Source organism: Streptomyces sp. NPDC091416, assembly GCF_044756845.1.
Lineage (GTDB): Bacteria > Actinomycetota > Actinomycetes > Streptomycetales > Streptomycetaceae > Streptomyces.
Genome location: NZ_JBIVTU010000003.1, coordinates 16,946 through 39,285, shown reverse-complemented (window position 1 = coordinate 39,285; position 22,340 = coordinate 16,946). Strand labels below are relative to the sequence as shown.

The window sequence follows — 22,340 nt, the reverse complement described above, 5'->3', positions numbered from 1 at the left end:
CGACATGGACTGCCGCACGGCCACAGGAAAGGACCGGGCACTGCGTTGAGCGAGAATCAGAATCTGCTCGCGGAGCAGCGGCGTGCGCTGATCCTCGACGAGGTGCGCAGACGCGGCGGGGTCCGGGTCAACGAACTGACCCGGAAGCTGAACGTCTCCGACATGACCGTCCGCCGGGACCTGGACGCGCTGGCCCGCCAGGGGGTCATCGAGAAGGTGCACGGCGGCGCGGTGCCCGTGGTCGAGGCGAGTACGCACGAGCCCGGCTTCGAGGCGAAGTCGGCGCTGGAGCTGTCCGCCAAGGAGGACATCGCGCGGGCCGCGGCCGCGATGGCCGTGCCCGGCAGCGCCATCGCGCTCTCCGGCGGCACCACCACGTACGCACTCGCCCAGCATCTGCTGGACGTACCGGACTTGACGGTGGTGACCAACTCGGTGCGGGTCGCCGACGTGTTCCATGCGGCGCAGCGTCCGGGCTCCCCCGGCTCGCGGCCCGGTGCCGCGACGGTGGTGCTCACCGGTGGGGTCAGGACCCCGTCCGACTCGCTGGTCGGACCCGTCGCGGACCGGGCGATCGCCTCACTCCACTTCGATGTGCTGTTCCTCGGTGTGCACGGGATCTCGGTGGAGGGCGGGCTGTCCACACCGAACCTGGCGGAGGCCGAGACCAACCGCCGTTTCGTCCAGTCGGCCCGGCGGGTGGTGGTGGTCGCGGACCACACCAAGTGGGGCACGGTGGGACTGAGTTCGTTCGCCGCTCTGGAACAGGTGCACACGTTCGTCACGGACGCCGGACTGTCCGGTGAGGCCCGTGAGGAGATCGAGGAGCATCTGCCGGGCCTCGTGGTGACGGGCCGGGCCGCGGGCGACGAACCGGCACAGGACTGAGCACCGGATTCCGCTCAGCTCGCGCCGGAGCCATGACGTCCTAGGATCGACGTGTGGCCGTCTTCCGCATCGAGCGTTTCACCCCTCTGCCCGCAGCCGAGTCCTGGCGCCGGGTGACGGACTGGGAGCGGCACGCCGCGCAGGTCCCGCTGACGACGATCACGGTGCCCACCGGGCTGCCGACCCGTGTCGGGACGGTCTTCGTGGCCCGGACCGGAGCCGGTCCGCTGGCGTTCGACGATCCGATGGAAGTGGTGCGGTGGTCGCCGCCGGCCGGCAGCCGGGCGGGGATGTGCCGGCTGGAGAAGCGCGGCCGGGTGGTGCGGGGCCGGGCCTCGATCGATGTGTATCCGACGCACGCGGGCTCCCACGTGGTGTGGGTGGAGGAGCTCTCCCTCCGGCTGCTGCCGCGGTGGGGCGACCCCCTCATCGCCGGTGCGGGCCGGCGGATCTTCGGCCGGGTACTCGACTCCATGCTCGACCGGCCGGCGCAGCCGTCCGGCTGACGGCACGTGCCGCCCCGGCGGGTCCGGACACAGGCGGCATGAGCAGGTGATGTGACCGTCACACGATCGAGTCGTTTGTCGGTGTGACGTCTTTCGCCCACGGCTCAGAAGGCACGAATCATGCCGATCCACCCACCGCGGCAGCGGTCCACCGGCAACAGCGAGCGCCCCGGCGTGCAGCAGGCCGAGTCCGCGCTCGTGGAGCACTATCCCCGTCTGGTCCGGCTCGCCTATCTGGTGCTCCCGCCGCCCCTGGGCCGGCACCGCCGGGTGCTCGCCGCACACGCGGTGGTCCAGCGCGCGCTGCCCGGAGTGCGTACCGCGCCCGAGATCCCGGCCCTGTCGCGGATCCCGGCGCAGACCCGTGGTGCCGCGCCCCGCCCGGGCCAGGACGGCGCCGGCACGGCGTACGCCTGGATGCGGCTGCGGGTGCTGCGCGCCGCGCTGGCGCACGAACGGCGGCCGCGCTGGTGGCCGGGACGGCTCCCCGTTCCCGCGGCCCTGCGCCCCTCGCTCCCGGCCGTCTGGGGCCTGCGGCTCTACCCACGGGCCGGCGGCGCGGCTGAACTGGCCCTGGACCAGGCACTGTCGGCGGTTCCCGGGGCTGTGCGGGCCGCGTTCGCGCTGCGGCTGCTGGAGGAGCTGGACGCCACCGAGGCGCAGGCTCTGCTCGTCCGGGCGGGTGCGACGGACCCGGCGGGGGCGGTGCGGGCCGCGAGGAGTCTGGAGGGCGCCGACCGGGCGGGGGCCGGGGAGCTGCTGCGTTCCGGTGAGTTCGACCCGTGCGTGCTCCAGACGCGTCCCAGCGATCTGCTGCGGCGCAGGCACCGGATGCGGGCGGTGGCAGCCGTCGCGGCGCTCTGCGTGCTGGCCGGCGGTCTGGTCGCGCTGACGGAGCAGGGTGCGTCCGCACCCGCACCCGGCGGCGCGCGCAGTGCGATCGCTCCCGCACTCGACCCGGCGACGCTGCTGAGGACCGCGGCCGACGAGTGGGCTGACACCTCCCGCATCGACTTCACCGCCTGGCCGGCCCGGGGTGACCTGACCGGGGACCGGGCCCTGCTGAGCCGGGCGTTGCGGGCCTGGGGGCGCCTCCCGGACGGCACCGCCGTGTCGGCCACGCCCGGGACGCTCGCGGTGCCGCCGGCGCAGCCGCCGCAGTTGTTGTACGCCGGTGAGGTGGACGGCACCGCCGTGGTGCTGTTCCACGACCGCGGTGTGCGGGTGGTGCGTTACGCGGAGCCGCGGGCCGGGTCCGGGACGCCCGCCCTGGACTTCGCGCGGACGGACGGCGCGGACGTGACGACGGGGGCCGCCCTGGTCGTCAGCCGCGACGGGGACCGGGCCCGGTTCCTGATGGCTCCCTGGATCTCGCGGACCACGACGCGCGACCTGCTGGCACCGGACAGCCCGGCGCGCACGCTGCAGGTGAACGCGGACGGGGTCACCGCGGCCGTGCCGCGGCCGTCACCGGGCGGACGCTGCGACTCCTGGCCGGTGCTCCAGCTGCGCTCCTCCGAACGCATCGTGGAGAACCACGCGTTCCTCCTCACCGACCTGGGCGATCTCGCCCCGGTCCACCTGACGTTCACGCCGGGTCCGGCCGCCCGTGCCGGGGCGCGGCAGCCGAGGGAGGCGACGAGCAGCCCCGCCCTGCTGGCCTGGGCCCGCACCGCCTGTTCGCTGACGGCGCTGCGGGGCTCCGGTGTCCGCGCCGTCAACAACTGGAACTTCGCCGAGCAGCGTCTGCCGGAGTCCGGCACTCCGGCGCAGTGGCTCTGCACCCGTGCCGACACCTGGCAGGGTCCCGGACGTGTGCTGGTGCAGTTCCTGCCGCCCAGCTCCTCGCTCACCGGGCAGGGGACGGTGGTGGCGGACGAGCGCGACACGGCCCTGTGCAGCAGGTTCGGACAGCATGTCCTGGCGGGTACGCGCTGGAGGGCGCCGTCCGGACACTGGTACGTGCTGGCGGCGGGAAGCCGTGCGGTGAGCCGGATCGAGGCCACCGGGGCCGTGCGGGAATCGGCGGCCGGGACGACACTCGCGGTCCGGGCGCCGCGGGAGGCGCCGGTGGAACTGACGGCCCGGCTGAGGGAGGGCGGTTCGCTCAGCGCGGTGCGCTGACCCCGTCCGGGGGCCGCGGCCCGAGCCGGTTCCGCTGCGCCTGACGACTTCTGACGGCCCGCCGGTTATGGTGTGCGCGGCCCCGTCAGCCGCCGATCGCACGGGAGGTGCGTTCCATGGCACGCCGACTCCGCTCCGTGGACCTCGACTTCGTCGAGTCCGCTCCGGTCAGGCTGGTCTTCGCCGCCGAGGTGTCCGCACCGCCCGATGCCGTGTACCGGGCGCTGGCCGACGACGTCGAGGGCTGGCCCGGCTGGTTCACCCAGGTGACCGCGGCGCTCCCGCTCGACGGCGGCGTCGGCCGCGAGGTACGGCTGCGGGGCGGGATCGCGTTCCGGGAGACGATCGTCGCCACCGATCCCGGCGAGCGGTACGCCTACCGCGTGGACCAGACCAACGCCCCCGGGATGCAAGCCCTGTTGGAGGAGTGGCGGCTGACCCCGGCCGGGACCGGAACCCGGGTGCAGTGGACCTTCGCCGCCGACGGTTCCCGGCTGTTCCGGTTCACTCTGCGGCGGGCGCGGAGCGCGGTCGGCAGGTCGTTCCGGGACGCGGTGCGCAATCTGGACCGGCGGCTTTCGGCGGCTGCGGCCTGAGGCCGGGGTCACAACCGGCAGGGTCCGCTCATGCCGAACGCCCTTCCTGTCCCGGCCAGTTGCCCGTGGCCAGGAAGTGGTCGATCGTCCGCGCGTACGGGGCGATGTCCAGGCCCTGGGCGGCCAGCCAGGTGTCGGAGTAGTACTTGTCGAGGTAGCGGTCGCCGGGGTCGCAGATCAGGGTGACGATGCTGCCGGTCCTGCCCTGCGCGACCATCTCGGCGACCAGTTTGAAGGCGCTCCACAGACCGGTACCGGTGGAGCCGCCCGCCTTGCGGCCGATGGACCGCTCCAGGGCGCGCACGGCTGCGACGGTGGCCGCGTCCGGGACCTTCATCATGCGGTCGATGGCACCCGGGACGAAGCTCGGTTCCATCCGCGGTCTGCCGATGCCCTCGATGCGGGAGCCGCAGTCACTGGTGGCGTGCGGGTCGTGGTGCGTCCAGCCGTCGAAGAAGCAGGAGTTCTCCGGATCGGGGACGCAGATCCGGGTGTCGTGCTGCATGTAGTGCACGTACCGCGCGATGGTCGCCGAGGTGCCGCCCGTGCCCGCCGTGGCGACGATCCAGGCGGGCTCGGGGTACCGCTCCATTCTCAGCTGCTGGTAGATGGACTCCGCGATGTTGTTGTTGCCCCGCCAGTCCGTGGCCCGTTCGGCGTACGTGAACTGGTCCATGTAGTGGCCGCCGGTCTCCTCGGCGAGCCCGGCCGACTCCTCGTACAGCTTGCGCGAGTCGTCCACGAAGTGGCAGCGACCGCCGTGGAATTCGATGAGCCGGCATTTCTCGGGGCTGGTGGTGCGGGGCATCACGGCGATGAACGGGACGCCGATCAGCTTGGCGAAGTACGCCTCCGAGACGGCGGTCGAACCGCTCGACGCCTCGATCACGGGCTTGCCGGGGCGGATCCAGCCGTTGCAGAGCCCGTAGAGGAACAGCGACCGGGCCAGCCGGTGCTTGAGGCTGCCGGTGGGGTGGGTCGACTCGTCCTTGAGATAGAGGTCGATGCCCCAGCTCTCGGGAAGCGGGAAGCGCAGCAGATGGGTGTCGGCCGAGCGGTTGGCATCGGCCTGGACCTTGCGGACGGCCTCCTTCAGCCAGGCGCGGTACGCCGGGTCGGTGCGGTCGATGTCGACGGTCGCCGCAGCGTCGCCGTCGTGCCTGTGCTCACTCGTGCTCATCAGCGCGCTTCTCCTCGTCCGACCGGTCCCGGCGATCCTCACGATATGCCCCCCACCTGGGCAAACGTTGACTTTGATACTCCATAGCACTGCCTTGGTGCCGTCGGCCGCCTCCGACGGGCTCTCGCGTCGGGAATGGGCTTTGCGTCCCGTTCCGCCCTGGTGCACACGCCCCCGGGTGTGCACACTCCTTGCAGGGGTGCGATGAAGGGGGCGAAGGGTCCATGCAGGAGACGGAGTTCAGCGAGACGGGCGTACGTATCGACAGGTGGGTGCGTTCACTCACCCGGGCCGGGCAGGTCACCGTCAAGGACGGCCGGGTGGTGCTGCTCACCAGTTACGGCCGGGAGATCGACAGTGCGCCGGCGGGCACGGTGAGCGCGGGCAGACCGTGGTTCGCCGGAGCGGACGCCACGGTGGCGCGGGTGAACGGGACGCGGTACCGGCTGACGATGCCGCGGAGCCCCGACAAGCCCCACGACCCCGGGCCGGCCCGTCGTTTCCTGGAGGCCGTGCACCGGGCGGGCGGGCGGCGGGGCTGACGGAACGGGGCCGCGGGAACACCGCGAGTTGCGGAGCCGTGGCCGCTGGGTGACATTGGAGACGCATCACTCATGGTTCACCGGCGGTGACAATGTGATCCAGGCCGCCGGGCCAGAACCAGCAGCCAGCCATCTGCTGGATCCGTTCCTTCGTCTTCTTCCGGACCTACTTCGGGGAGTCGCAGCCGTGATCAGCGAGCCAAGCAGGCACTGCACGGTGGAGCTCCAGGCCCTGCCGTCGCGGATCGGTCAGGTCCGCAGAATCATCTCGGCGCAGTTGCGCTTCTGGCATCTCGATCCTCTGATCGACCAGGCAGCACTCGGCGTCACTGAACTGCTGACCAATGTCCACCGGCATGCACAGCCGGACAAATCATGCACCGTCGAGGTCGAGTTGCTACTCGAACGGCTGACGGTGTCCGTCCACGACCACGACCCGCGGCTGCCGACCGTGCGCGAGGCCGACGACTCCAGTACGTCGGGGCGCGGACTCGCACTGATCGCCGCGGTCAGCGAGAGCTGGGGCGTCCGCCCCCGGGGCGGTGCGGGAAAGGTGGTCTGGTTCACCCTCCCCACCCCCTCCCTCCTCGCCACGCAGCCACCGCACGCGTTGTACGGGGCGACGACCGACGGGCCGTTCGACCTGAGCGGTCCCACCGTGCCGGAGGGCGTATCACCCTCGGTGGCACGATCGGTGGTCGTCGGCTGACATCGCGGGAGCGGGGCGCCTCCCGGGCGCCCCGCTCCCGGCGTTCCCCCGGGCCCGGGGGCTGTCCCGCGGTTGCTGGCGGATCCGGTGGCGGCGGCGGTCATGCCGCACCGCCCCTGCCGAGGGTGCCGAACTGCTCGTCGAGGACGGAGAGGCGGCGCCAGTACTCGTCCTCGTCGATCTCCCCGGCGGCGAAGCGCCGGCCGAGCAGCGTGATCGGCGAGGTCTCGGCGGGGCCGTTCCGCTCGGCGCGGACCTGCCAGGGACCGCGCCTGCCGCGCCATACGGTGCGTCGCAGCACGGTGACGACGGTGATGACGACGGCTGCCCAGACGAGCGGGAAGAGGAGAACCCACGGTCCGGGTCCGCCGTCGAAGGCCAGGGTGTTCATCTCGGTCAGCTCCTCGGTTCACGGTGGTGACGCACGCTTTTCCGTCACCACCGAGTCTGTCTCCGCAGTGGGGTTCGCGTCGTCGTACGGCCGGCGGCAGTGCGCGTACCCCGCCGGGAGCAGACGGAGGTCCCCCGGCTGCTTCCACGGGTGCCGGGCATGAACCCTGGACTCTGTACCTACTGGTATGTACAGTGGCTTCATGAGCACTTCGGACCGTCTGATCGAAGCCACCCAGGAGCTCCTGTGGGAGCGCGGCTACGTGGGCACCAGCCCCAAGGCCATCCAGCAGCACGCGGGCGCAGGCCAGGGCAGCATGTACCACCACTTCACCGGCAAGCCGGACCTGGCCCTGGCGGCCATCCGCCGCACGGCACAGGAGCTGCGCGCGACGGCGGGCCGGGTGCTGGACACACCGGGGTCGGCGTACGAGCGGATCTCGGGCTATCTGCTGCGTGAGCGCGATGTGCTGCGCGGCTGTCCGGTGGGGCGGCTGACGATGGACCCGGAGGTCATCGCCAGCGAGGAGTTGCGGGCGCCCGTGGAGGAGACAATCGTCTGGCTCCGCGGCCGGCTCGCCGAGATCGTCCAGGAAGGACTGGACCGGGGCGAGTTCGACCACCGCCTGGTACCCCGGGACATCGCGGCATCGATCGTCGCGACAGTCCAGGGCGGCTATGTGCTGGCCCGCGCCTCCGGCTCGACGGAAGCCTTCGACGCGGCCGCCCGAGGACTGCTGTCGCTGCTCGCCCCTCCTGCGGACGCCGGCTGACGTTCCGTCGTACACGACTCGACCCGAGGAGCCTTTCACCCATGCGCATCACCAGGAACCGGCCGGGCACGCAGTCCGGGCCGGCCGGGCAGTTCAACGGATCCGTCTGGATCGACGAGATCGCCGCTCCCGAACCACCCTCCCGGCTGAGGCTGTTCAGCGTGCACTTCGCGCCGGGCGGTCACACCGGCTGGCACACCCACCCGCACGGCCAGGTCCTTCACATCACCGAGGGCGAAGGCCTGGTGCAGCACCGCGGCGGTCCGGTGGAGCCGATCCGGGCGGGCGACACCGTGTGGATAGAACCGGACGAATGGCACTGGCACGGCGCCGCACCGCAGACCTTCATGACCCATCTCGCCCTCGTCGAGGCGGCCGAGGACGGCTCCACCATCCACTGGCACACCGACCCCGGCGTCCCCGAGTACCCGGCCGGCTGAGGAGCGCCCGATGCATGCGATGCAGTACGAGATCACCCTTCCCGCCGACTACGACATGGGCGTCATCCGCGACCGCGTGGCGAGACGTGGCCACCTCATGGACGACTACCCCGGGCTCGGCATCAAGGCGTACCTGATGCGGGAGCGCGGCGAGGACTCGCCGGTCAACCAGTACGCGCCGCTCTACCTCTGGAACACGCCGGGCGGCATGAACTCCTTCCTCTGGGGCGCCGGGTTCCAGGGCATCGTGGAGGACTTCGGGCGCCCCGGGGTACAGCACTGGACCGGCCTGTCGTACGAGGAGGGCCCGGCATCGGCCGCACTCCCCCGTTCGGCCACCCGGCTCCGCTCACCGATGCCGCCGTCGGCCGCCCCGGCGGACGTGGTGGAAGCCGCGCTGGAGGAGAGCCGGCGGCTCGCGAAGGCACCCGGCGCGGTCGCCACGGCGCTGGCCGCCGACCCCCGGCACTGGGAGCTGCTCCACTTCACGCTCTGGGACCGCCCCGCGCCGCAGGAGGCCGGCGACCGCTACGAGGTGCTCCGTCTCAGCGGCCCGGAGCGCGAACGGCTCGGGAAGGGGCGCCAGTGGTAGCCGCGGTCCGTACCGTCCTCGGCGACGTCCCGGCCGGCGAACTGGGCGTGTGCGACGCACACGACCACCTCTTCCTGCGCAGCCCCGTGCTACCGGGCCAGGAACTCGACGATCCCGCGGCGGCGGCCGAACGGCTCAGCGCCTTCGCCGAGTTGGGCGGGCGGTCCGTGGTGCAGTGGACGCCGTACGGCATGGGGCGCCGGGCCGATGCGCTGGTCGAGCTGTCCCGTTCGACGGGGACCCATGTGGTGGCGGCGACGGGACTGCACCAGGCCGTGCACTACCCGGCCGCGCTGCTCGACCGGATCCGGGACTCGCTCGCCTCGCTGTTCGTCTCGGAGCTGACCGCCGGCATCGGCTCGACGTCGGTGCGGGCGGGCCTGATCAAGGTGGCCGGCGCCTTCCACACGGTCGACGCCCACGCCCGGCTCACCATGACGGCGGCTGCCGAGGCCCATCACCGTACGGGCGCGCCGATCGCCGTCCATCTGGAGCTGGGAACGGCCGCACCGGACGTACTCGACCTGCTGTGCGGTGCGTTGGGCGTCCCGCCGCACCGCGTGATCCTCGGACACCTCGGCCGGTCGCCCGACGGCGCCGCGCAGCGGGAGGTGGCGAGGGCCGGGGCGTTCCTCGCGTTCGACGGCCCGTCGCGGGCCCATCACGCGACGGACTGGCGACTGCCCGAGGAACTCGCGGCGCTGGCCGGGGCCGGATTCGGCGGGCAGTTGCTGCTGGGCGGCGACACGACCGTGCCGGAGACGCCGGGCATGCCGCATCTGCTGCACCGGCTGCGTCCGCGGCTGACCGAGGTACTGGGGGCCGGGACCGTGACGGATCTGCTGGTCGCCAACCCGGCACGGGCGTTCGCGTTCGAGGCGCCGGCACAGCCGGCCTGAGGGCGGCGGCCCGCGGCGGCGCCCCGCCGCCCCGCCGCCCCGCCGTCAGGCGAGCGCGCCCAGCGGGTCGTCCAGCACCGGCTGCCAGGCCAGCTCCGCCGCGCCGACCAGGCTGTTGTGGTCGAGGGTGCAGGGCAGGATCGGCACGCTACCGCTGCGTCCCCACAGGCTGCGGTCGGCGACCACCGCGCGCAGCCGCTCCGGATCGGCGTCCAGCAGGGCTCGGTGCAGCCCGCCGAGGATGATGCGGTCCGGGTTGAGGATGTTGACGAGTCCGGCGAGCCCGAGGCCCAGGCGGTCGATCAGTTCCTCCGCGGCGTTGCGTACCGCCGCGTCCGCGTACTCGTTGCGCAGCAGGTCCCCGGACTGCTTGAGCAGCGACTCCTCGGGCCCGGGTGTGCGGCCTGCCGCGGTGAGGAAGGCGAGCGGGTCGGTCTCCACATCGAGGCAGCCCCGGCCGCCGCAGTGGCAGGGACGGCCCTCGGGGTTGACGGTGAGGTGGCCGACCTCCAGCGCGAGCCCGGAACTCCCGGTGTGCAGGCGGCCGTCCAGGACGAGCGCTCCGCCGACCCCGCGGTGGCCGGTGGCGACGCACAGCAGGTGCTGGGCCCCGCGGCCGGCGCCGTGGCGGTGCTCGGCGAGCGCGGCGAGGTTGACGTCGTTCCCCGTGAACGCCGGTCCGGTGATGCCTGCTTCACGGACGCATGTGGCGAAGATCTCGCGGACCGGGGCGCCCGCGGGCCAGGCGATGTGGAGCGGGTTGAGGGCGGTGCCCTCGGGCTCGGCGACGGCGGACGGCACCGCGAGGCCCGCCCCGACACATCGCAGACCACTGTCTCGCAGCAACCGTGCGCAGTCGTCCACGACTTCGCCGATGACCTGGGCGGGATCGGCGGTGATGGTGACGCAGCCGGGGGCCGTCGCGACGAGCCGGCCGCCGAGCCCGACGAGCGCGGCCCTGAATCCGTCCGAGTGCACCTGGGCGGCGAGGGCCACCGGCCCCGACTCGCGCACGGCCAGCCGGTGGGAGGGCCGGCCCTGCGAGCCCGCGGCCGAGCCGGGGCTGGAGTCGACCCGGATCAGGCCGAGCGCCTCCAGCTCCGCGGCGACCGCACCGGCGGTTGCACGGGTGACGCCCAGCTCGGAGGTGAGGACGGCCCGGGTGGGCGCGCGTCCGGTGTGGACCAGCTCCAGCGCGGGTCCGAGCGCGCTGCGGCCCCTCTCCAACTTCGTCCGGGTGGTGGACACCTTGCCGTTCATGGGGGCGAGTCTCCCATGATCCGGAGGTGGTGCGGACGCCGCGGCGTCCGCCTCCTCCTCCGCGCGGCCCTGCTCGACGGTGTGGAACCGGCCGGTCCGGCACGTCGCCCTGACCGGGTGGGCAGCCGTCTTGCGCCCGTCGTCCGCGGGCCCCTATGCTGAGTTTGTGCCGCAACTAAACAAACTGCGGACGGCCTTGCCGGGGGGACCGGGCGGAAACACCGCCTCACCTTCATCGACACGCCTCCGTACCGCGCTGACCGTGTTCTTCGCCCTCGACGGGTTCCTCTTCGCCGGCTGGGTGGTCCGCATCCCGGCCATCAAGCAGCAGACCGGCGCCTCGGCCTCCACCCTCGGCCTCGCACTTCTCGGCGTATCCGCCGGTGCCGTGATCACCATGATGCTCACCGGCCGGCTCTGCCGTCGTTTCGGCAGCCACCCGGTAAGCGTGGTCTGCGGCGTCCTGCTGCCGCTCAGCATCGCCCTGCCCGCCCAGACCCACTCGGCACTCTCGCTCGGGCTCGTCCTGCTGGTGTTCGGCGCCGCGTACGGCGGCATGAACGTGGCGATGAACAGCGCTGCGGTGGATCTGGTCGCCACTCTGCGGCGTCCCGTGATGCCCAGTTTCCATGCCGCTTTCAGCCTCGGCGGCATGCTCGGGGCCGGACTGGGCGGTCTGGTCGCCGGTGGCCTCTCGCCCTCCGCGCACCTGCTCTGCCTGACCGGAATCGGTCTGCTCGTCACCGCGTACTGGGGCCCCGTCCTGCTGCGATACCCCTCGGTGAAGCCTGCCCCCGCGGCGGACGGCGGCGAGGAGGCCGGCCACCGCCCGACCGGACGGACGCGACGGGTGGTGCTCCTGTTCGGCGTGATCGCGCTCTGCACCGCGTACGGCGAGGGCGCCCTGGCCGACTGGGGCGCCCTCCACCTGGAGCAGGACCTGCACGCCCACCCCGGGGTGGCGGCGGCCGGCTACTCGCTCTTCGCGCTCGCCATGACCGCGGGCCGGCTCACCGGCACGGCACTGCTCGAACGGCTCGGGCAGACCCGCACGCTGGTCGCGGGCGGCGGCACGGCGGCGGCCGGAATGCTGATCGGCTCGCTCGCCCCGACCACCTGGCTCGCCCTGCTCGGTTTCGCCGTCACGGGACTCGGCCTGGCGAACATCTTCCCGGTGGCGGTCGGCAGGGCCGGCGAGCTGGCCGGCCCCGGCGGAGTGGCCGCGGCCTCGACACTCGGTTACGGCGGCATGCTGCTCGGGCCGCCCTCGATCGGCTTCCTGGCCGACTGGTTCTCGCTGCCCGTGGCCCTGACCACGGTGGCGCTGCTGGCTCTGGCAGGGGCCGCACTGGGGTACGGCGCACGCCACGCGGCCACACACGAGTAAGTAGGCGTACTCAGGCAGGAACGGTTCCTCCCGCACAGGATGGAGAGGTACCGGCCTCCCGCCGGCTGTCGTGGGGGAGGCCGTAGGACACCGACGGGGAGCACACCATGAACAGGCCGGTCCTGACCAAGCAGCACGTCCGCGCACTCGCGCGCCTCACGTTCGGCAACGTCGCGTCGCTGGTCTACCTGGGCGTGGTGGCGGCGACCGCGGTGTTCGTCGCGGTGGACACGCTGTTCGTCGCCCACGAGGACGCGTCGTTCGCCGGGGTGTGGCTCTTCTTCCTGGCGGCGCCGACCGTCTTCGTCTTCTTCGTCGGCAGTGCGATGCTGGGCGCGGAGACGGCCGCGCCGACCTGGTTGTTCTGCCTGGCGCTGGTGGTGTCGGTACTGGTGCAGTCGCTGGCGCTGGGCTGGTTCGTACGGCTGCTGCGCGGCGGCCGCGGCCGGGCCCGTCACGGCCACCCCCGGAGCGCCTGAGCCTCCTGGCACAATCCAGCCATGAAGATCACGGAGCACATACGGTCCCTGGCGCTGGAAGGCCGGCTGCTGGCGGACGCGGCCCAGGAAGCGGGGACCGGCGCACCGGTGCCGACCTGTCCGGGCTGGCAGGTGGGCGACCTGCTCAGACACACCGCGATGGTGCATACCTGGGCGGCCGCGTTCGTGACCGAGGGCCACACCTCATACGTCCCCGAGGCCGGGGAGCCGGACCTGGACGGCCCGGAGCTGCTCGACCGGTTCCGCGCGGGGCACCGGCATCTGGTGGAAGCGCTGGAGCGTGCGCCGCAGGACCTGGAGTGCTGGGCCTTCCTTCCCGCCCCCTCTCCCCTGGCCTTCTGGGCGAGACGGCAGGCGCACGAGACGGCGATCCACCGTGTGGACGCCGAGTCCGCACGCGGCGGTTCCCTCTCCCCCATGGCGTCGGGCCACGCGGCGGACGGCGTCGACGAGCTGCTGCGCGGTCTCCACGCCCGCCCGAAGAGCAGGGTGCGCACCGACGTTCCGCGCACCCTGCGGGTGCGGGCCACGGACACCGGCTCCGTGTGGACCGTACAGCTCTCCACCGAGCCGCCCGCAACCGTGCGCGAGGAGGACGAGTCGTCCGTACTGACGCCCGTGGACTGCGAGTTGAGCGCACCGTCCCAGGAGCTCTACCTCGCGCTCTGGAACCGGCTGCCGCTCGGCGTCCTCACCGTGACGGGTGACCGGTCCCTCGCCCGGCTGTGGCGCGACAGCTCCTCGGTCCTCTGATCCCGGACCGGCCGGGACACAGAGGCGGGCTTGTCCGTGCACGTCCGCCTCTGTGACACTTCGGGCATGGAGCATCGAAGCCAGGCGGAACGCGACGCCGTGACCGTCGAGATCGGCTTCGCCGTGCTGACCGGAGCCCTGCTGGCGGGGGCCGCGTTCCTCGCGGTCTGCGCCCCCGCCCTCCTGCTCGCCCCGGGTGGCGGTGCGGGTCCCGGGCTGCTGGCGGCCGCGGCCGTCGTGGCCGGGCTGGTCTTCGTCGGCCGCGTCGTCGACGTGCTGTGGCGGTTCGGCCGCCGCGCCACGGAGCGCGAGGTCGACGGGCGCGTCCCGGTACTGCCGGATCAGCCGAGCCAGCCCGGGCGCACGAGCCCCGACTCGTAGGCGAGTACGACGAGTTGGGCCCGGTCACGGGCGCCGAGCTTCACCATGGTCCGGCTGACGTGGGTCTTGGCGGTGAGCGGGCTGACGACGAGGCGGCGGGCGATCTCGTCATTGGACAGGCCGATGCCGACCAACGCCATCACCTCCCGCTCCCGGTCGGTCAGTTCGTTCAGGGCGTTCGCCGCGGCGGGCTCCTTGGAACGGGCCGCGAACTCGGCGATCAGGCGGCGCGTGACACCCGGTGACAGCAGCGCGTCCCCGCCGACCACCGCCCGGACCGCCCTCAGCAGTTCCTCCGGTTCGGTGTCCTTGACCAGGAAACCGGAGGCTCCGGAGCGGATCGCCTCGAAGACGTACTCGTCGAGTTCGAAGGTGGTCAGCATGACCACCTTCACAGCGTCCGACTCCGGGTCCCCGGTGATGGCGCGAGTCGCCGCGAGGCCGTCGAGGCGCGGCATCCGGATGTCCATCAGCACGGCGTCCGGCCGCAGTTCACGCACCAGGCGGACGGCCTCCTCGCCATCGGCGGCCTCGCCCGCCACCTCGATGTCCGGCTGGGCGTCCAGCAGTGCCCGGAATCCCGCCCGGACCAGCAGCTGGTCATCGGCGAGCAGTACGCGAATCACGGTGTCTCCTTCTGGTGCTCCGGCCCGCCGGCCGGCAGCGGAAGTTCGGCCCGTACCCGGAAGCCGCCGTCGGGCCGGGTCCCGGCCTCGATCGTGCCACCCAGGGCGGCCGCCCGCTCCCGCATCCCGGCCAGCCCGTTGCCGCTGCCACCGGCCTCCGTACCGGTCGCGGGACCCTCGTCGTCGATACGGAGCGCGATGCGGCCCGGTCCGTAGCCGACCCGGACCTCCGCGGTACGCGAACCGGAGTGCCGCACCACGTTGGTCAGCGCCTCCTGCACGATCCGGAACGCGGCCAGGTCCGCGCCGGGCGGCACGGCTCCGCGTACACCGTCCGTCCCGACGGTCACGGTGAGCCCGGCGCTCGCGGCCTGTTCCACCAGTTCGGGGAGCCGGTCGAGTCCGGGGGCGGGCGCCCTGGGCGCGTCGCCGGGCGCACGGAGGGTGTCCAGGACCTGCCGCACCTCGCCGAGCGCTTCCTTGCTGGCGTCCTTGATGGTGGTGAGCGCGGTGCGGGCCTGCTCGGGGTCGGTGTCGAGCAGGGCGAGGCCGACCCCTGCCTGCACGTTGATGACGGAGATGCTGTGCGCCAGGACGTCGTGCAGTTCACGGGCCATCCGCAGCCGCTCCTCGTCGGCCCGCCGCTTCTCGGCGCGTTCCCGCTCGGCCCGCTGGGCCGCCCACTGCTCACGGCGTACGCGGACGAACTCGGCCGCGGCGATGATGGCCACCACCCAGGCCGCGACGCCCAGCTCCTGTCCCCAGGGCTGCGCGGAGTCGTCGTCCGGAGGCAGCCGGCGGTAGAGCCAGTGCGCCACGACGAGGTGCCCCACCCACACCATGGCGACCGCCGACCACGCGGCCCGGCGGTGGCCGGCCACGACGGCGCTGAAGCAGCCCACGGCGACGGCCAGGAAGACCGGGCCGTACGGGTAGCCGGCGCCGAGATAGACCGTCGCCGCGGCAGACGCCCCGAAGACGGCCACGACGGGGTGACGGTGGCGCAGCAGCAGGACCGCCACCGCGGCGAGGAGGAGCAGCCGGGCGAAGAGGTCGAGCGGGGCCCTGTCGTCCAGCTGGCCGCGGGCCGCGAAGGCCGATCCGGCCATGACGAAGACGCCGAGCAGGATCGTGGACATCCAGGGAAGCCGGCCGGCGGACCGGCCCTGGGGACCCGTCAGCCAGCGCGGCGGTTCCGCGTCGTTCCAGAGGTTCCACGGTCCGGGGGAAGCGTTCTTCCGTCCGCCGGGCCCGCCGCGCGCCCACGGCGGCCGACGCGACGGCCCGCCCTGGCGCCCGGGGGGCCCGCCGCCTGTCTGTGCGCGCTGCTCTTCCATGCCGGTCACGCTAGACCGCGCGCCTGCGCCGTTGCGTCCGCCCGGCGTGGTGATCACCCGTACTCCCCCGGGAGTACGGCGAACGGGGCCAGGGCCTCTCGTCGCGGACGGGCCGGAGCGGGTGCGGCGCCCGGCGAGTCCTCCATGATCCGGGCGAGAGGCCCTGAGGGCTGTCCCGCAATTCCTGGTGGATCAGCGCGCGGCGTCAGATGCGGTGCATCGCAAGGCGGAGGGGCGCCCGCATACTGGATGTATTAGGGCGTTCCTACAACGCCGCGAGGTGCCGTAGCTGTCGTCGTGCGCCCGCCAGGAATTGCGCGACAGCTTTTAGCTGCGCCGGTCGAGGAGTCCGACGGTGCGGGCCAGCTCTGTCACGGCCTGCCGGAAGAAGGCCTCGCGGGCTTCCACCACACGGTTGAACTGGCCGAAGATCTCGAAGGACAGCAGCCCGAAGAGCTGTGACCACGCGGCGACGAGCGGCGCGGCCACCGCCGGGGGAAGTCCGGGGGCGATGTCGGCGGCGATCCGCTCGGCCTCGGGACGCAGCTCCTCGGCGAGGGGCGGCAGCCCGACCCCCTCCTCACGGTGGGCGTCCTCGGCAATGGCGATGAGAACGAGGCCGACCCTGGAGGCGGGGCCGACGGTGGCCTGCGGTGCGGTGTAACCGGGCACGGGCGAGCCGTAGATCAGCGCGTACTCGTGAGGATGGGCCAGGGCCCAGTCCCGTACGGCGCACGCGACCGCCACCCAGCGGGCGAGATGCGCGCCGGGCCGGGCCGGAGCCGCGGTCTCTGCCGCGGCGTCCCGGTGCGCGCGCTCGGCGGCCTCGCCCACGGAGTCGTACGCGTCGACGATCAAAGCGGTGAGCAGTTCGTCGCGGCTGGGGAAGTAGCGGTAGAGCGCCGAGGACACCATGCCGAGTTCGCGTGCCACGGCGCGCAGGGAGAGCTTCGCCGCACCCTCGGCCGCGAGCTGTTTTCTTGCCTCGTCCTTGATGGCGGCGGTGACCTCGATGCGGGCCCGTTCCCTGGCTCCCCGGATAGCGCTCATGACGGCAAGTCTGCCACGAAAAGGAGCACCGACCAATAACGAGAGCAGTGCTCTTGCTTTTGAGCGCAGAGTCCGTGCACACTGATCTCAAGCGAGAGCACCGCTCTCCCAAACCGTGGGGGTCCCCATGTCGCAGCCGTACTACCTTCAGGGCAGCCCGTTCAACGTCCGGATGAACAGCCTCATCGGCTGGCTCGCGCGGCACGGGGTGAGCCTGCTCGGTTCACAGGAGCTGTCGGTGCGGGGCCGCAAGAGCGGCCAGTTGCAGCGGATCCCCGTGAACCCGCACACCTACGAGGGTGTGCAGTACCTCGTCTCCGCACGGGGGCACTCGCAGTGGGTGCGCAACATGCGGGCAGCGGGCGGCGGCGAGCTGCGGGTGGGCCGCAGGACCCGCGCTTTCACCGCGGTGGAGATCGCGGACGACGAGCAGAAGGTGATCATCGTCCGCACCTACCTGGAGCGCTGGGGCTGGGAGGTCAACCAGTACTTCCAGGGCATCACGGCCGAGTCCACGGACAGCGAACTGCTGGCGGCCTGCCCCGATCACCCCGTCTTCCGGATCACCGTCCGGAACTGACCCCGGCCCGCACGACGACGAGCGCCGGGCCGTGGCCGCTCAGTGGTGCGCTCTGCCACGGCCGGATCGCCGTACCCTCCCGATCCGGCCATGCTCCGCCGGACGGCCGCTATCGGTCCATCGCCGACAGCGCGCGCTGCGCCAGCGGGTGCGAACGGACCAGTTCGGCCAGCGAGGTCGTCCCGCGGGTGATGCCCGCGAACGCGTTCCACGCCGGACGGAAACCCGTCAGTACCGCGTGCAGCAGCCCCGGACGACGCTCGAAGAGCTTCAGCATGCGCCGTCCCACGCTCATCTCGACGCCGAGCCCGGCCTTGATGGCGAACGCGTAGTTGAGCGCCTGGCGGCGCGCGTCCACGGCGTCGTGCGACTCCGCCACCCGCACCGCCCACTCACCGGCGAGCCGTCCCGAACGCAGTGCGAACGAGATGCCCTCGCGGGTCCACGGCTCCAGCAGGCCCGCGGCGTCCCCGCACACGAGCACCCGGCCGCGCGAGAGCGGCGAGTCGTCGCTGCGGCAGCGCGTCAGATGGCCGGAGGAGATCTTCGGCTCGAACCCGGCCAGGCCGAGGCGCGCGATGAAGTCCTCCAGATACCGCTTGGTTCCGCCGCCGTCACCGCGTGCCGAGATCACGCCGACCGTCAGGGTGTCCCCCTTGGGGAAGACCCATCCGTAACTTCCCGGCATGGGGCCCCAGTCGATCAGGACCCGGCCCGCCCAGTCCTCCGCGACCGTCTGCGGCACCGGGATCTCGGCCTCGAGGCCGAGGTCGACCTGGTCGAGCTTCACCCCGACATGTGCTCCTATCCGCCCGGCGCTGCCGTCCGCGCCCACGACCGCTCGGGCCAGGACGGTCTCGCCGCCGGACAGCACGACCGCGACCGTACGCCGGTCGGGCACCGCGGCACCGTGCTGCTCGACCCGGGACACCGTCGCCCCGGTACGGAGTTCGGCACCGGCCTTCTGTGCCTCCTCGACCAGTCCCGCGTCGAACTCGGGGCGGTTGATGAGGCCGAAGAGCATGCGCCTGGAGCGGCGGGTACGTGCCAGCCTGCCGTTCAGCGAGAACGTGACCGCGTGGATCCGGTCCCGCAGCGGCAGTTCGAAACCGGGCGGCAGCGAATCACGCGAATACCCGATGATGCCGCCGCCGCACGTCTTGTAGCGGGGCAGTTCCGCCTTCTCCAGGAGCAGTACCCGACGGCCGGCTACCGCCGCCGCGTATGCCGCGGAGGCTCCCGCCGGTCCGGCGCCGACTACGACGACGTCCCACACGGACGACTCTTCGTGCTCATGTCCGGCGTCTGCGTTCTCGCTGCTCACGATGTGCTTCTGCTCCCGATCCGACCAGTGGCCCCAACTGCTTCCGGCATCCTACGGCGCGCTGCGGCCCGACCCTGCTGTGGGAGGATCGGCCGAGCCTCCGTCGTGCCTTTCACGCCGCACTCCTGGCGTGGCAGGCACCCGGATACGTACACATAACGTCGCACCTACGAGGAGCGTGCCCATGACCGCCCATCCGATTTCCGAGACCGTCGCCTCACTGATGCCCCGTGCCAAGGCGGAGCTGACCGAGCTGGTGGCCTTCCAGTCGGTGGCGGATCCCGCGGTGTTCCCGAAGAGCGAGTGCGAGGCGGCCGCCGCATGGGTCGCCGACGCGCTGCGTGCCGAGGGATTCCAGGACGTCGCCCTGCTCGACACCCCGGACGGCACCCAGTCCGTCTACGGCTTCCTGCCCGGTCCGGCCGGATCGCCCACCGTGCTGCTCTACGCGCACTACGACGTGCAGCCGCCGCTCGACGAGTCCGCCTGGATATCCCCGCCGTTCGAGCTGACGGAACGTGACGGACGCTGGTTCGGCCGGGGCGCGGCGGACTGCAAGGGCGGCTTCGTCATGCACCTCCTCGCGTTGCGCGCCCTGAAGGCGAACGGCGGTGTCCCGGTCTCGGTCAAGGTGATCGCGGAGGGCTCGGAGGAGCAGGGCACCGGAGGCCTGGAGCAGTACGCGCAGGCACACCCGGAGTTGCTCGCCGCGGACACCGTGGTGATCGGCGACACCGGGAACTTCCGGGTCGGCCTGCCGACCGTCACCTCGACGCTGCGCGGGATGACGATGCTGCGCGTGCAGCTCGACACTCTTGAGGGAAACCTGCACTCCGGTCAGTTCGGCGGTGCCGCACCCGATGCCCTGGCCGCGATGATCCAGCTGCTCGCGTCGCTGCGCGCCGAGGACGGGACGACGACCGTCGACGGGCTCACGACCGACGCGAAGTGGGACGGTCTGCAGTACCCGGAGGAGGAGTTCCGCAAGGACGCCAAGGTCCTCGACGGGGTCGGTCTGATCAGCACGGGTACGGTCGCCGACCGCATCTGGGCGCGGCCCGCGGTCACGGTCATCGGGATCGACTGCCCTGCGGTGGTCGGCGCGACGCCCTCGGTACAGGCGAGCGCCCGGGCCCAGATCAGCCTGCGGGTTCCGCCGGGCATGGACGCGGGTGAGGCGACGAAGCTGCTGACCGCACATCTGCGGGCACATGCCCCGTGGGGAGCCCGGGTCTCGGTCGAGCAGGTCGGCCAGGGACAGCCGTTCCGCGCGGACGTCACGAGTCCGGCGTACACCGCGATGGCGGACGCCATGCGCGTCGCGTACCCCGGCCAGGAGATGCAGTCCTCGGGCATGGGCGGCTCGATCCCGCTCTGCAACGCACTGTCCGAGCTGTACCCGGAGGCGGAGATCCTGCTGATCGGGCTGAGCGAGCCCGAGGCACAGATCCACGCGGTGAACGAGAGCGTGTCCCCCGAGGAGCTGGAGCGGCTCTCGGTCGCGGAGGCGTTGTTCCTGCGGAACTACGCCGCCTCCAAGAAGGTCTGACGGCCCGGCGGCGGCCGGCCGGAACGGGCGGGTCCCGTTCCGGCCGCTTCGCTACGCGCTGAGCGAAGCTCGCCCAGAGCGTAGATCCGCCCGGCAGGCGCCCGATCCTGCGTACCTTCGGGGGTATGGACATCGTCGAGGTGCTTCCCCAGTTGCACATGTTCCGGTTCCGGATCGGCCAGGCGTACCTCTGGCGCGACGGGACGGAACTGACCCTGATCGACGCGGGTGACGTGAACGCGGCATCCGCCGTCGAGGACGCGGTACGCGGGCTCGGTCACGACCCCGCACGCATCGCCCGGATCGTGATCACCCACGGCCATCGCGACCACTTCGGCGCGGCCCAGGAACTCGCCGACCGCCACGGAGCCGAGATTCTGGCGCACCGACTCGACGCGCCGGTGATCCGGGGCGAGGAGGAGATCGGCGAACCCGTGCTGCTCGACTGGGAACGCCCGCTGTACGAGCACGGTCTGACCGTCCCCGTGGCTCCGCCGACCCGGGTGGACACCGAGCTGTCCGACGGTGCGGTGCTGCCGTTCGGCGGTGGAGCCCGGGTGGTCCACGCCCCCGGCCACACCCCGGGCTCCATCGGTGTCCATCTGCCTCACCACGGTGTGCTGTTCACGGGTGACTGCGTCGCCGAGGCGGGGCAGGTGATGCTGGGCGTGTTCAATATCGACCGCGAGCAGGCCATGGCCTCCTTCCGGCGACTGGCCGCGCTGGAGGCGACCACGGTCTGCTTCGGTCACGGCGAACCCCTCACCGAGGACGCCGTCGCGGTCATGCGCGGCTCAGCCAACCGGGATTCCGGCCTCCAGATTGAGCACGGCTGAGCGCTCCCGGGCGCGCAGTGCCCAGCGCAGCCGTTCGAACCGGGTGGGGGGCAGCAAGGTGGCCGCCTCCTCCTCGGTGACGAACCGCCAGCCCCTCAGTTCGGAACCGGGAAGGAGCAGCCGCTCGGCGTCCTCGCCCGGCAGCCTGCCACCGTCGAAGAGCAGCCGCAGCCCTCCGTAGCCGGGTGGCCTGGGTGCCTCCCAGTCGACGACGAGGAGCCTGGGCGTCCTCGCGAGGTGGATCCCTATCTCCTCGGCCACCTCCCTGATCCCGGCCTGTGCGGGCGCCTCGCCCGCCTCGACCACTCCTCCGGGGAACTCCCAGCCGGGCTTGTACGTGGGGTCGACGAGCAGCACCCGGTCGTGTTCGTCGAAGAGCAGCACGCCGGCCGCGACGGTCTCCGCCGTGGGGTCGGGTGTCTGGACGATCTCACAGGCCGGGGCCGCATCCGTGCGCACGGCCTCCGCGATGCGCTCCGCCGTCTCACGGGGTGTGAGTGCGCTGTTGTCGATGGTGTGGGCGTCCCGCGTGATCCAGTCGAGGGCCGAACGGTAGGTCTCGATGCGGTCGTACGCCCACTGTCCGGTCCCGTCGGCCACCGGATCGTCGGGGAACTCCGCCCGGTGAGCGATCCGTTGACGCAGGATCGTTTCCTCAGGTGAGAGCAGGACATGACGCACCGCGATGCGCCTGGAGGCGAGCCCTCCGAATATCTCGTCGCGATACTCCTGTCGCAGCAGCGTCATCGGCACCACCAGCACCCCGCCGACCTCGGCGAGCAGCGCTGCCGCCGTGTCCACCACCAGGCGCCGCCAGATCGGCAGGTCCTGGAAGTCGGTCACCTCGGCGAACCTCTTCTGCGGCAGCAGGGATCCCAGCCCCGTGCCGGTCAGTTCCGGATCGTAGAAGGTGCTGTTCGGGATCAGATCGAGCAGTTCACGCGCGGCGCTGGTCTTGCCCGCGCCGAACGCACCGTTGATCCAGACGATCACGGTTCCCCCTCTTCGGTAGCCCCCAGTGGCTTGCCCGCAACACCCTGCCGCGAAAACACGACTGTGGCGATGACGATGCGCGAACGCAACAGTGCGGTCCGGCCGCCGTCGCCGAAATGGCCGGG

At 72.2% G+C, this 22,340-nt stretch carries 25 protein-coding genes; 17 read left to right on the top strand and 8 right to left on the bottom strand.

The annotated features are described in order from the left end of the window. Positions 1-45: 45 nt before the first annotated feature. The 4 genes from ACIQMX_RS10980 (at position 46) to ACIQMX_RS10965 (ending at position 4,114) form a co-directional block, all read left to right on the top strand. On the top strand, positions 46-888 hold the full coding sequence (locus ACIQMX_RS10980) for a DeoR/GlpR family DNA-binding transcription regulator (RefSeq protein ID WP_363077873.1): 843 nt from the start codon (positions 46-48) through the stop codon (positions 886-888). 53 nt (positions 889-941) lie between these two features. Then, on the top strand, positions 942-1,394 hold the full coding sequence (locus tag ACIQMX_RS10975; RefSeq protein WP_363077875.1) for an SRPBCC family protein: 453 nt from the start codon (positions 942-944) through the stop codon (positions 1,392-1,394). 120 nt (positions 1,395-1,514) lie between these two features. After that, complete coding sequence (locus tag ACIQMX_RS10970) at positions 1,515-3,518, top strand: hypothetical protein (protein ID WP_402476618.1); 2,004 nt, start codon at positions 1,515-1,517, stop codon at positions 3,516-3,518. A gap of 116 nt (positions 3,519-3,634) precedes the next feature. Beyond that, entirely contained in the window at positions 3,635-4,114 is a 480-nt protein-coding gene (locus ACIQMX_RS10965) for an SRPBCC family protein (protein ID WP_363077879.1), read from the top strand. A gap of 28 nt (positions 4,115-4,142) precedes the next feature. Here ACIQMX_RS10965 and ACIQMX_RS10960 read toward each other — a convergent pair whose 3' ends face one another. Further along, a complete protein-coding gene (locus ACIQMX_RS10960) occupies positions 4,143-5,294 on the bottom strand; it encodes a PLP-dependent cysteine synthase family protein (protein ID WP_402476615.1) in 1,152 nt (383 codons plus the stop codon). Positions 5,295-5,518: 224 nt separating this feature from the next. Between ACIQMX_RS10960 and ACIQMX_RS10955 the strand changes: the two genes are divergently transcribed. Further along, positions 5,519-5,836 carry a hypothetical protein gene (locus ACIQMX_RS10955; RefSeq protein WP_363077883.1) on the top strand — a complete coding sequence of 106 codons (318 nt, stop codon included), beginning with the start codon at positions 5,519-5,521 and terminating at the stop codon, positions 5,834-5,836. A gap of 187 nt (positions 5,837-6,023) precedes the next feature. Continuing rightward, positions 6,024-6,545, top strand: a complete 522-nt coding sequence (locus ACIQMX_RS10950) for an ATP-binding protein (protein ID WP_363077885.1) — start codon at positions 6,024-6,026, stop codon at positions 6,543-6,545. Positions 6,546-6,645: 100 nt separating this feature from the next. On the opposite strand, the gene ACIQMX_RS10945 is transcribed toward ACIQMX_RS10950, so the two are convergent. Then, on the bottom strand, positions 6,646-6,936 hold the full coding sequence (locus tag ACIQMX_RS10945; RefSeq protein WP_363077887.1) for an SHOCT domain-containing protein: 291 nt from the start codon (positions 6,934-6,936) through the stop codon (positions 6,646-6,648). Positions 6,937-7,138: 202 nt separating this feature from the next. On the opposite strand from ACIQMX_RS10945, the gene ACIQMX_RS10940 reads away from it, so the two are divergent. The 4 genes from ACIQMX_RS10940 to ACIQMX_RS10925 are packed head-to-tail and all read left to right on the top strand — an operon-like array spanning position 7,139 to position 9,639. Next, positions 7,139-7,708 (top strand): TetR/AcrR family transcriptional regulator, encoded by a 570-nt coding sequence (locus ACIQMX_RS10940; RefSeq protein ID WP_402476610.1) that lies wholly within the window; start codon positions 7,139-7,141, stop codon positions 7,706-7,708. 41 nt (positions 7,709-7,749) lie between these two features. After that, the gene (locus ACIQMX_RS10935; RefSeq protein ID WP_363077891.1) at positions 7,750-8,148 is read left to right on the top strand and encodes a cupin domain-containing protein; all 399 of its coding nucleotides are present in this window, start codon (positions 7,750-7,752) and stop codon (positions 8,146-8,148) included. 10 nt (positions 8,149-8,158) lie between these two features. Continuing rightward, positions 8,159-8,740: a DUF4865 family protein gene (locus tag ACIQMX_RS10930; RefSeq protein WP_402476606.1), complete on the top strand. Its 582-nt coding sequence runs from the start codon at positions 8,159-8,161 to the stop codon at positions 8,738-8,740. After that, on the top strand, positions 8,734-9,639 hold the full coding sequence (locus tag ACIQMX_RS10925) for a phosphotriesterase (protein WP_402476603.1): 906 nt from the start codon (positions 8,734-8,736) through the stop codon (positions 9,637-9,639). Before ACIQMX_RS10930 ends, ACIQMX_RS10925 begins: the two co-directional genes overlap by 7 nt. 45 nt (positions 9,640-9,684) lie before the next feature. On the opposite strand, the gene ACIQMX_RS10920 is transcribed toward ACIQMX_RS10925, so the two are convergent. Continuing rightward, entirely contained in the window at positions 9,685-10,899 is a 1,215-nt protein-coding gene (locus ACIQMX_RS10920; RefSeq protein WP_363077897.1) for an ROK family protein, read from the bottom strand. Positions 10,900-11,161: 262 nt separating this feature from the next. Here ACIQMX_RS10920 and ACIQMX_RS10915 point away from each other — a divergent pair, with 262 nt between their 5' ends. From ACIQMX_RS10915 to ACIQMX_RS10900, 4 genes are all read left to right on the top strand, one after another. Continuing rightward, entirely contained in the window at positions 11,162-12,286 is a 1,125-nt protein-coding gene (locus ACIQMX_RS10915) for an MFS transporter (protein WP_402476599.1), read from the top strand. Positions 12,287-12,393: 107 nt separating this feature from the next. Continuing rightward, positions 12,394-12,765: an SCO4225 family membrane protein gene (locus ACIQMX_RS10910; protein ID WP_402476596.1), complete on the top strand. Its 372-nt coding sequence runs from the start codon at positions 12,394-12,396 to the stop codon at positions 12,763-12,765. A gap of 21 nt (positions 12,766-12,786) precedes the next feature. Continuing rightward, the gene (locus ACIQMX_RS10905) at positions 12,787-13,539 is read left to right on the top strand and encodes a maleylpyruvate isomerase family mycothiol-dependent enzyme (RefSeq protein ID WP_402476593.1); all 753 of its coding nucleotides are present in this window, start codon (positions 12,787-12,789) and stop codon (positions 13,537-13,539) included. 66 nt (positions 13,540-13,605) lie between these two features. Then, a complete protein-coding gene (locus ACIQMX_RS10900) occupies positions 13,606-13,920 on the top strand; it encodes a DUF6332 family protein (protein ID WP_402476590.1) in 315 nt (104 codons plus the stop codon). Here ACIQMX_RS10900 and ACIQMX_RS10895 read toward each other — a convergent pair. From ACIQMX_RS10895 to ACIQMX_RS10885, 3 genes are all read right to left on the bottom strand, one after another. Then, positions 13,881-14,546: a response regulator transcription factor gene (locus ACIQMX_RS10895; protein WP_363077907.1), complete on the bottom strand. Its 666-nt coding sequence runs from the start codon at positions 14,544-14,546 to the stop codon at positions 13,881-13,883. The two genes, ACIQMX_RS10900 and ACIQMX_RS10895, sit on opposite strands and share 40 nt — an antisense overlap. Next, positions 14,543-15,883, bottom strand: coding sequence for a sensor histidine kinase (locus ACIQMX_RS10890; protein WP_402476585.1), 1,341 nt, complete (start codon positions 15,881-15,883; stop codon positions 14,543-14,545). Before ACIQMX_RS10890 ends, ACIQMX_RS10895 begins: the two co-directional genes overlap by 4 nt. A 327-nt stretch (positions 15,884-16,210) precedes the next feature. Then, the gene (locus ACIQMX_RS10885; RefSeq protein WP_363077911.1) at positions 16,211-16,933 is read right to left on the bottom strand and encodes a TetR/AcrR family transcriptional regulator; all 723 of its coding nucleotides are present in this window, start codon (positions 16,931-16,933) and stop codon (positions 16,211-16,213) included. A 127-nt stretch (positions 16,934-17,060) separates the two neighbouring features. On the opposite strand from ACIQMX_RS10885, the gene ACIQMX_RS10880 reads away from it, so the two are divergent. After that, complete coding sequence (locus ACIQMX_RS10880; protein WP_363077913.1) at positions 17,061-17,513, top strand: nitroreductase family deazaflavin-dependent oxidoreductase; 453 nt, start codon at positions 17,061-17,063, stop codon at positions 17,511-17,513. 109 nt (positions 17,514-17,622) lie between these two features. Here the strand turns inward: ACIQMX_RS10880 and ACIQMX_RS10875 are convergent, their stop codons facing one another. Next, a complete protein-coding gene (locus ACIQMX_RS10875; protein ID WP_363077915.1) occupies positions 17,623-18,837 on the bottom strand; it encodes a geranylgeranyl reductase family protein in 1,215 nt (404 codons plus the stop codon). A 184-nt stretch (positions 18,838-19,021) separates the two neighbouring features. Between ACIQMX_RS10875 and ACIQMX_RS10870 the strand changes: the two genes are divergently transcribed. Beyond that, positions 19,022-20,386 carry a dipeptidase gene (locus ACIQMX_RS10870; protein WP_363077917.1) on the top strand — a complete coding sequence of 455 codons (1,365 nt, stop codon included), beginning with the start codon at positions 19,022-19,024 and terminating at the stop codon, positions 20,384-20,386. Positions 20,387-20,511: 125 nt separating this feature from the next. Then, on the top strand, positions 20,512-21,222 hold the full coding sequence (locus tag ACIQMX_RS10865) for an MBL fold metallo-hydrolase (protein WP_363077919.1): 711 nt from the start codon (positions 20,512-20,514) through the stop codon (positions 21,220-21,222). On the opposite strand, the gene ACIQMX_RS10860 is transcribed toward ACIQMX_RS10865, so the two are convergent. Further along, complete coding sequence (locus ACIQMX_RS10860) at positions 21,181-22,215, bottom strand: NUDIX domain-containing protein (protein ID WP_363077921.1); 1,035 nt, start codon at positions 22,213-22,215, stop codon at positions 21,181-21,183. The two genes, ACIQMX_RS10865 and ACIQMX_RS10860, sit on opposite strands and share 42 nt — an antisense overlap. Positions 22,216-22,340 lie beyond the last annotated feature (125 nt).